We start from the raw sequence: 8,475 nt of genomic DNA, 5'->3' as shown, positions 1-8,475 counted from the left end.
CCCCTTAAACTCCGGGAATCTCAAATTTGGAACATTGAGGTTTTTTGTATTGTTATTATTTGCCATAACTGTTATTCTTCATTAAGGTTAAAATTATTCTTCATTAAGGTTAAAATCGAATGAAAGGATATCGTTGTCATCAAACCGGTCAAAGTCAGAACAGAATAACCTGTCCTGTACAATTCGATATTTTTCGAACTCTGATTCAGCAAAAGATTTAGCAAACTCTGCGGTAACTTTACCCGCATCAATCAACACTGCATTATCTCCAGCTTCGAGAATAATATCTATTCGTCTTGCCCAATCTTCCATAGTCATAGGGATATGTCGTTTTGCCATACGTTCAGCCATATCTAGAGTAGCGTTGACCAAACGTCCCATATCTTCTAATTCTAATTCATTTAAATAATTTTTTGCTATACTCACATCAGGTTTTACAATTTTCCCGTCAGGGGCATTTTCCCAAGTTGTCAATCCCATATTTTCTTTTTGTGCATTGGCTCGCTCTACTATCAGTTCAGCAGCAGTATGACCATGTACGGCAAAGTGCATTTTGTTTTGCACTTTTTTAAAAAATAGACGAGTAGTTGGTGCATCCTTATTGTAATCGATGGCTGTGGCATATATATCGGTTAGCTTCTGATAGAAGCGACGTTCGCTTAGTCTTATTTCCCTAATTTCGGCAAGCAAATGCTCGAAATAGTCTTCACCAATGAATGAACCATTTTCCATTCGCTTTTTATCAATAACATAACCACGTATGGCAAATTGCCGCAATATGTAGGTTGCCCATTGGCGGAATTGAGTGGCACGGACAGAATTCACACGGTAACCAACAGAAATAATAGCATCGAGCGAATAGAAAGAAGTTTTATAGGATTTGCCATCTGAGGCAGTTGTTTCCAAAATGGAAATAACTGATTTTTCTGAAAGTTCACCTGTATCGAAGATATTCTTCAAGTGCTTACTAATGGCAGGAACACCTACATCGAATAGTGTAGCCATTGCCTTCTGCGTGCACCAAATTGTTTCGTCTTTATACGTCACTTGTACACCGTCTTCTTTACCTTCCATCACGAACATGAGGAACTCGGCTGTACTATTTTTTATTTCAATATTTTTCGACATTGTTATTACTCTATCAATCCAAGTTCTTTCAGATAAACATTTATTTCTTTGTCTAAATCAGCTCGTTTTGCTTCAAGTTCTTTGATTTCAGCCATTACTGCATGTATGTCAATGGGCTCTTCTTCTTTGAACGTGCTTACGTACCGAGAAATATTAAGATTATAACCGTTTTGCTCAATCTCGTCCATAGATATCCGTCGGGAATATCGTTCTTCCTCTTTTCGGAATTGATATGTTTCTATGATTTTCTGAATGTCATTAGGCTTGCCGTCTTCTCCTTCTCGTAGGCGATTTTGTCTCTTATCTTTTTCAAAATGCTCACTGGCATTGATGAAAAGAACATCATCAAATTTCTTGCATTTCTTTAATACTAAAATGCAAACCGGAATCCCTGTAGAAAAGAACAGATTAGAAGGTAAACCTATTACTGTATCTATATTATTATCTTTCAGTAGTTTGGTGCGAATACGTTCCTCTGCACCACTACGAAACAATACTCCATGCGGGAGTATAATAGCCATTGTCCCTCCATTGGATAAGAAATGGAAGCCGTGCAACAAGAATGCAAAGTCAGCAGCCGATTTAGGGGCAATGCCATAGTTCTTGAAACGGAAATCTTCTGTTAGCGTGTCATTAGGCTCCCAACGTAAGCTGAAAGGGGGATTTGCAACGATGGCATCGAATTCCATCTTTTTTGCAGGATTCATTTCGTTCAGAATATTCCAGTCATTTATTAATGTGTCACCATGGTGTATCTCGAATTCTGTATCTTTGAGCCCATGTAACAGCATATTCATACGGGCAAGGTTATAGGTGGTAATATTCTTTTCTTGCCCATATATTTTCCCTATACTTCCTTCGGTTTCTACTAACTGTCTGCGAACATTCAATAATAAGGAGCCGGATCCACATGCGAAATCCAATACTCTGTCTAATTTATTTTTTTCTCCTAATGCCGGGTCTTGACTATCTAAAATCACAATTTTAGATAAAATAGTTGATAGCTGTTGCGGAGTATAAAACTCTCCGGCCTTCTTCCCCGAGCCTGCAGCAAACTGACCGATAAGATATTCATAAGCATCGCCTAAAATGTCTGTATCTGTTGAGAATCTGGCAATTCCTTCTGCTATTTTTTGAATAATAGTGCAAAGTTTCTTATTCCTATCCGAGGCTGTTCTGCCTAACTTTTCCGAATTCAAGTTTATTTCCGAAAACAAGCCTTGAAAAGTACTTTCAAATGACTCATTCTCAATGTATCTAAAGCCTTCTTCAAGTGTTTTCAGTAACTCACCATCTTGAGTACGAGCCATTTCTGAAATATTACTCCATAAATATTGAGGTTTTATAACATAATGAACTTTACGGCGCATTTGTTTTTCAAATTCCGGTACGTCCATTTCATTTGCTTTATACCATACCCCTAAAGCTTTATGTTTATTGTCTTCTTCCAACTGAGGATAATCTCTCCCCAATTCTTTCTTTACAGCTTCTTCGTAATTATCAGACAAATAGCGTAGAAAAAGAAATGATAGCATATAATCGCGAAAGTCATCTGCATTCATTGCTCCACGCAAACCGTCTGCTATTTCCCAAAGGGTTTTACCTAATTGTTTTTGATCTTGTACAGTCATATTTAATTTTTCTTTTTTTCTTTGTCAATCGAATCAATCATTTCTTTTTCTTCTTCAATTAGAAGAATAGGTAAGTCAAATTGATATTTATCTAAAAACGCTCGCAATATCTTTATAAAAAGAACTTTGTTGTCATCCCCCATTTCTACAGGTTCATAAATCGAATATTTACCATGGCTTAGCAGATTTAGTGCACGTGAGTAAAGTACTTCATCCTCTACTCCATGAATACATTTTGAAAAGTCATCATATCCGAAGAATGTAGATGTCTTTTCTAGAATACTGCGTAACATATTGAAATGATAAGTGTTGATTTTACCGGAATCCATCACTTGTTTGAGTTCGCTCAATATGGCTATATGATGGAAAAAAGGTGTTTCGTCAGTTGCCTGTAGAGTATACCCGTCAGTTCCATTCTTATGTAGAAAATATCGTTTGCACTGTTTTTGCTTTAATTCATTGTAAACGACGTTGAAAAACAAACTGTGGTGAGATGAAATAACGGATTTGACCTTATCTTTTCCTTTTTTCAACAACTGAGATAAATCACTGGCTACAGCAATAGCATTATTGTCATCCAACGAGGAGATTGGATCGTCTATGTAAATGTATTCAACCCAATTGTAAGCTTCTGCGCCATCAATTGTCAGTTCGCAGATGGCAAGAAAGATACACCAGATAAAAATATTCTCTTCGCCACGAGAAATTTTGATATTGTTCTGAATGATATATTCAGGCTCTTTGTTGTTAAACCTATGTTTGGGATTGGGAATCTGTTTGCTGAAGCTTATTTCCCATTTTTCATAATCAAATTTGAAGTCAAATTCCGCATAGCGTTCCAGGTATGCGAAGATTTTCTCTTCCAGGGCTAATTCTTTAAATGCATTGAAGAATTTTGAATCAGCATTTATTTTAAGAACACGATCCATATCATTTTCCAAGTCATTGTCCCAATGAAACAGATCCTCGGTGAAAGCATTAAAATAGAGAGTGTCTCCGTTTATTTTCTTTTTTCCTTTATTCTTAAACTCTATAGATAAACGGGTCTTACCTGTTCCATTATGAGCGTAAAGTATGACAAAATCATGTTCAACCAGATCGCCACGTAACCTTGCGGCTAGTCCCGACAAATCTTTATATTTATATATTTTAGGTTGGTTACTCATATTCTTTTCTTTATGTTATTCATAAGCGGCTAATCCTGAAATCTCACGCCCTTGAGCTTGTTTTTTTAAGTGAGGGACTAAGTCTGCCATCAATGCAAGTTCTTTCGTACGGCGTTCTTTCCAACTTAGTTCTAACGGTTCAAGGAGATCCGTTAGTTTTTCACCGTCGAAAATCATACGTTGCATAATTTTGTTTGTAAAATCCTTTAAGGCAGATGCGGTCAGTCCGTGTTTGTTTGCGATATCGGATAGTTCTTTCTCATTTTTTTCTATCTTAAAAGCATTGTAACCATCATGTAGCGATTGCACATCTTGACCATTATTCCAATCCAAACTTTTTATGTATTCTGTTAAATCTTCTTGTTCATCCATTAAATTAGAACTTGAACAAAGCAGATTGATGATTTGTGCTTTTGTCATTTTCTGTTTAGATGGTTTCTTTTGAGTGCTGTCAGCAATTAGTCCCATGATGTAATCATAGTCGATCAATGCTGAAGAAAAAAGCACAAACTCAAAATCAAGTTGTTGAACGTCCACGGGTATGTTATCGCCGCCTTTTTGTTGTATCTCCCTAAATTGCTTAGCCGTTTCTATGTACGAACTTTTAAATGAACGGAAAGTATTTTCAGGCAATATCTCTTCTATTTGAGTTTGTTGTTCCTCATTTAAGTCTGTATATTGGTCGAGTTGGGTTTTTAATCGCTGTACTTCCTTGAAATTTTTGACAAAAGCGATTCGCGAAGTATCTCCCTTTAAATTATATACTTCCTGAGGTTCATAAGCTAAATTATTTTGTCGCATGAAATCCCCTAAAGCTGCTACGGCTTCTTTATATTTCTCAATTACTACAGGAGCCGGATCAACTAACCAGATTTTTTTCGCTTGTTCTTCAGATTTTTCTCCTGAGAACAAAGCGATAGCTTCGTTTACGGCATTTTCCTGGTGGCGGAAATCTAATATATTTCCGTATGGTTTAGTATCGTTTAGAACACGGTTGGTACGTGAAAAAGCTTGTATCAGTCCGTGATATCTTAGATTTTTATCTACATACAAAGTGTTGAGATATTTAGAGTCAAAACCTGTAAGTAGCATATCTACCACAATAACGATGTCGATTTTATTCTTGTGGGGGTAATCAGTATTACTATATTGCTGGTCTTTGATGCGCTTTTGTACATCTTGGTAATACAAATCAAACTCATTAATGTTGTGATTTGTTCCGTATTGTTTATTATAATCCCTGATAATACTCTTTAATGCTGCTTTCTTCTCATCAGGATTTTGCTTGTTGTCTTCTTTTTCTTGCTCCAAGTCTTCCTGAATTTGCTGAATATCTTTATTACCCTCTGCCGGAGGTGAAAAAACGCAGGCTATATTTAGAGGTAGATAGTCTTTGTTTGTTTTCTGTTTTTGTTTCTGGATTTCTTTGAAAAGGTTATAATATTCTATGGCATTGTTTATGGAAGCGGTTGCCAGAATCGCATTAAACTTCCTCGAATTGGTTGCGGCATTGTGCTTGTTTATAATAGCCTCAATCACTGCTTGTTGAGTAATGGTTTCTCCTGGCTTAGGATTAATGCTCCCTTTTCCTTTAAAATATTCTACATGAAAACGTAATACGTTTTTGTCATCAATTGCATTTGTAATAGTGTATGCATGCAGTTCTTTCTCGAAAATATCTTTAGTAGTCTTGTTGGAAGCATGTTCATCTTCTATAGTCTTTTGCGTTGCGTTATCATCGAAAATAGGTGTTCCGGTAAAACCAAATAGTTGAGCATTAGGGAAGAATTCCTTGATAGCTTTATGATTCTCACCAAATTGTGAACGGTGACATTCATCAAAGATGAAAACCATTCGTTTTTTACTCAATGGATTTAAGCGTTCTTTATAGTTCTTTTTATGGTTTCCATCCAGTGCCAAACCCAATTTCTGGATGGTCGTTACAATGACTTTATCTGCATAATCAGTAGAAAGTAGTCGCCTTACAAGTGTTTCGGTATTGGTGTTTTCTTCTACACTTCCTTCTTGAAACTTATTAAACTCTTCACGGGTTTGCCTGTCCAAGTCTTTGCGGTCAACAACGAAAAGACATTTTTCTATGTCCGGATTATCTTTCAATAACGTGGAGGCTTTGAAAGAAGTAAGCGTTTTTCCACTACCTGTAGTGTGCCATATATAACCGTTACCCCGATTTTGATGAATGCAGTTTACAATTGCTTTTACTGCATAGATTTGATAGGGGCGCATAATCAATAGTTTTTGCTCGCTTTCTACCAAAACCATATATTTACTAATCATTTCTCCCAATGTACATTTGGGTAAGAATAGTTCTGCAAAAGAGTCTAAATGTCTGATTTTTCTATTCCGCTCATTTGCAAGTTGATACACAGGTAGAAATTGCTCGTTGGAATCAAAACTAAAATGTTGATTTTGATTATTGGCAAAGTAACGGGTGTCACTCCTATTACTAACAATAAATAATTGCATAAAACAAAGTAATGAGTTGGTATAACCGTTACCAACATCGTTTTTGTAATCAACAATTTGTTGTATTGCTTTCCTAGGTGAAACTTCTAATGTTTTTAATTCGACCTGAACTACCGGGATACCATTAATAAGAATAATGACATCATATCGATGGTTACTGTTTCCTGTATTTATTCTCAATTGGTTGATAACCTCATATTCATTCTTACACCAGTCTTTTATGTTCACTAATGTATAATGTAGAGGAGTGCCATCTTCACGTTGAAAATAATTCCTTTCACGCAGCAACTTTGAAGCAGCAAATACATCAGGTGTTATAATTTCGGCTTTCAGCCGTTCAAATTCGTTTTCAGTCAGCCTTACCCGATTGAGAGACTCAAACTTTTCTCGGAAGTTTTGTTCAAGAGAGTTTCTGTCGCGAATATCTCTGCGATAGGAGTATTTGAGTTCTTCTAACTTTTTTATAAATAGTTCTTCTATTTGGGCTTCTCTCATCATCTCAAATGATATTAATTAATGAAATAAAGTTTCCAAAGATAACGATAATATCCAAATACTCGGAGGTGATCCTAAAACTTTTTTGTTCTTGAATAATGTACTTTATTTTTATAAACCGTTCTCCACTCTCTTCACCTAAAGCTTATCCGTTCATTCACAACTACTTCCTGTGAATGAACGGCACTATTTTCACTCTTCACCATCCTTCACCCTCTTCACCAAATACACATTCCCCAATCTCGTATGCTGTCGGCTGATACTTGCCGCAGTCAGAACTTGTGCCAACTGGATAGGAGTACAGCTACGCAATATAGCCGGAAATCTCTTTTTCAATTCCTGATGGATAATAGCAGCGGAGAGCGACAAGCAATCCGGTTCATCCAACGTGGCAGGCGCGTATGTGCTGCGTACAATGTCTTCTATGGGGTTGACATGATAATATGCGACGTTATGACGTTGCAAGGCATGTTCTTCTTCTTTGCTGAACCAGTGGCGGGCGCCTGCAAGCAGTTCCTCTTTCAGTTGGGCATAGATTTGTGAATGTTCTATTCGGGTGCAGTCGATATCATGTTCCGCTTCAATACAGATGAATCGGCGGCTGCCTGTCGGGTCGCGGAGCAGGTCGGTGCGGTTGCTGGTTCCGATGAAAGAGGCAATACGGGGGAGTGGCCGGAAATTTTTCTGATAGGCTTTGCGGATGTTGAGGCTGGGCATCTGCATCAGATTTTTCAGTAACGGTATCTTTTGTGCTCCGTATTTGTCAAATTCATCCATATTGAGCAACCCCATCTCGGCAAGGAGACGTTCGGGATTGCCCTGTGCGGTGAGTTTCAGATTGTCAGAATAATAACGGGCTAGTTGTGGCGGCATCAGCATGCGGCAGAAGGTGGACTTATGGCGTCCTTGCTCTTCGCTGATAAGTATCGGGGCTACGCTGTTGGCTTGTGCCTGATTCACTCCCAGCCATTGGGCGGCAAGTCCGAGCATCCAGGTATGGAAACTTTTTATCCATAACGGAGCGTCGGATACTCGTTTCGCTAAAGGCTTTAACCGATCCGTTCCGTCCCATGTCGGTAGTTCGTTCATGTAGAGCCGGAAAGGGTGGTAGCTTTCCACTTGGGTGGAGTAGATGTATCTTTGAAGGTCTTTGTCCCAGCAGTTGATGCCCTCTTTGTGGGCTTCCAGGCAGAAAGAGTTCAGTTCCCGCCTGTCTATGCGACAAAAAGAGACATCCCGTTGACCGGATGGCCGGAATTCAGTTTCTTCGGTCAGCAGGTTGTAACGGAAGTCATATCGTGCTTTCAAAAAGTCAATCACTTGTTGCGTGAGAAGGACGGGGTGTTTTTGTACTTCCTGCTTATTTCCTTCTAGCCCGTGCGTTTCCTGCATTTTCGGTTCGTCTTCTGGAACGTTCGGCGGGACAGCGACCTTTGACGATTCTTTCATCAATACCCGTATTCTTCTCGCCAAACGTTTTGAGTTATATTCTAATGTCTTCATATTTTTCTTCTTTTTTAAATGAATAAATGTTGTTTTTTCGACCGGTTGATGCTGCTAAGGTATAA

The 8,475-nt window shown here is 38.0% G+C and carries 5 protein-coding genes; all 5 read right to left on the bottom strand.

Translation table 11 applies throughout. The features are described 5' to 3' along the window. Nucleotides 1–93: 93 nt before the first annotated feature. The 5 genes from RDN93_RS20920 to RDN93_RS20900 all read right to left on the bottom strand — a co-directional run bounded on the left by RDN93_RS20920 (nt 94) and on the right by RDN93_RS20900 (nt 8,410). Nucleotides 94–1,128 (bottom strand): virulence RhuM family protein, encoded by a 1,035-nt coding sequence (locus tag RDN93_RS20920; protein WP_308747281.1) that lies wholly within the window; start codon nt 1,126–1,128, stop codon nt 94–96. Between the two features lie 5 nt (nt 1,129–1,133). Next, nucleotides 1,134–2,759 carry a type I restriction-modification system subunit M gene (locus RDN93_RS20915; RefSeq protein WP_308747280.1) on the bottom strand — a complete coding sequence of 542 codons (1,626 nt, stop codon included), beginning with the start codon at nt 2,757–2,759 and terminating at the stop codon, nt 1,134–1,136. A gap of 2 nt (nt 2,760–2,761) precedes the next feature. After that, the gene (locus tag RDN93_RS20910) at nt 2,762–3,925 is read right to left on the bottom strand and encodes an AAA family ATPase (protein WP_308747279.1); all 1,164 of its coding nucleotides are present in this window, start codon (nt 3,923–3,925) and stop codon (nt 2,762–2,764) included. A 15-nt stretch (nt 3,926–3,940) separates the two neighbouring features. Next, a complete protein-coding gene (locus RDN93_RS20905; RefSeq protein ID WP_308747278.1) occupies nt 3,941–6,910 on the bottom strand; it encodes a type I restriction endonuclease subunit R in 2,970 nt (989 codons plus the stop codon). Between the two features lie 189 nt (nt 6,911–7,099). Then, complete coding sequence (locus tag RDN93_RS20900) at nt 7,100–8,410, bottom strand: VapE domain-containing protein (RefSeq protein WP_308747277.1); 1,311 nt, start codon at nt 8,408–8,410, stop codon at nt 7,100–7,102. Nucleotides 8,411–8,475 lie beyond the last annotated feature (65 nt).

The organism is uncultured Bacteroides sp. (assembly GCF_902491285.1).
Classification (GTDB): Bacteria; Bacteroidota; Bacteroidia; order Bacteroidales; family Bacteroidaceae; genus Bacteroides.
Note: the sequence above shows the minus strand (reverse complement) of the source record. Positions and strands in the feature narration are given on the sequence as shown.

What these genes read in the sequence shown, in the direction of transcription:
- RDN93_RS20920 (WP_308747281.1), bottom strand. Translation starts at nt 1,128, where the DNA reads ATGTCGAAAAATATTGAAATAAAAAATAGTACAGCCGAGTTCCTCATG.
- RDN93_RS20915 (WP_308747280.1), bottom strand. Translation starts at nt 2,759, where the DNA reads ATGACTGTACAAGATCAAAAACAATTAGGTAAAACCCTTTGGGAAATA.
- RDN93_RS20910 (WP_308747279.1), bottom strand. Translation starts at nt 3,925, where the DNA reads ATGAGTAACCAACCTAAAATATATAAATATAAAGATTTGTCGGGACTA.
- RDN93_RS20905 (WP_308747278.1), bottom strand. Translation starts at nt 6,910, where the DNA reads ATGATGAGAGAAGCCCAAATAGAAGAACTATTTATAAAAAAGTTAGAA.
- RDN93_RS20900 (WP_308747277.1), bottom strand. Translation starts at nt 8,410, where the DNA reads ATGAAGACATTAGAATATAACTCAAAACGTTTGGCGAGAAGAATACGG.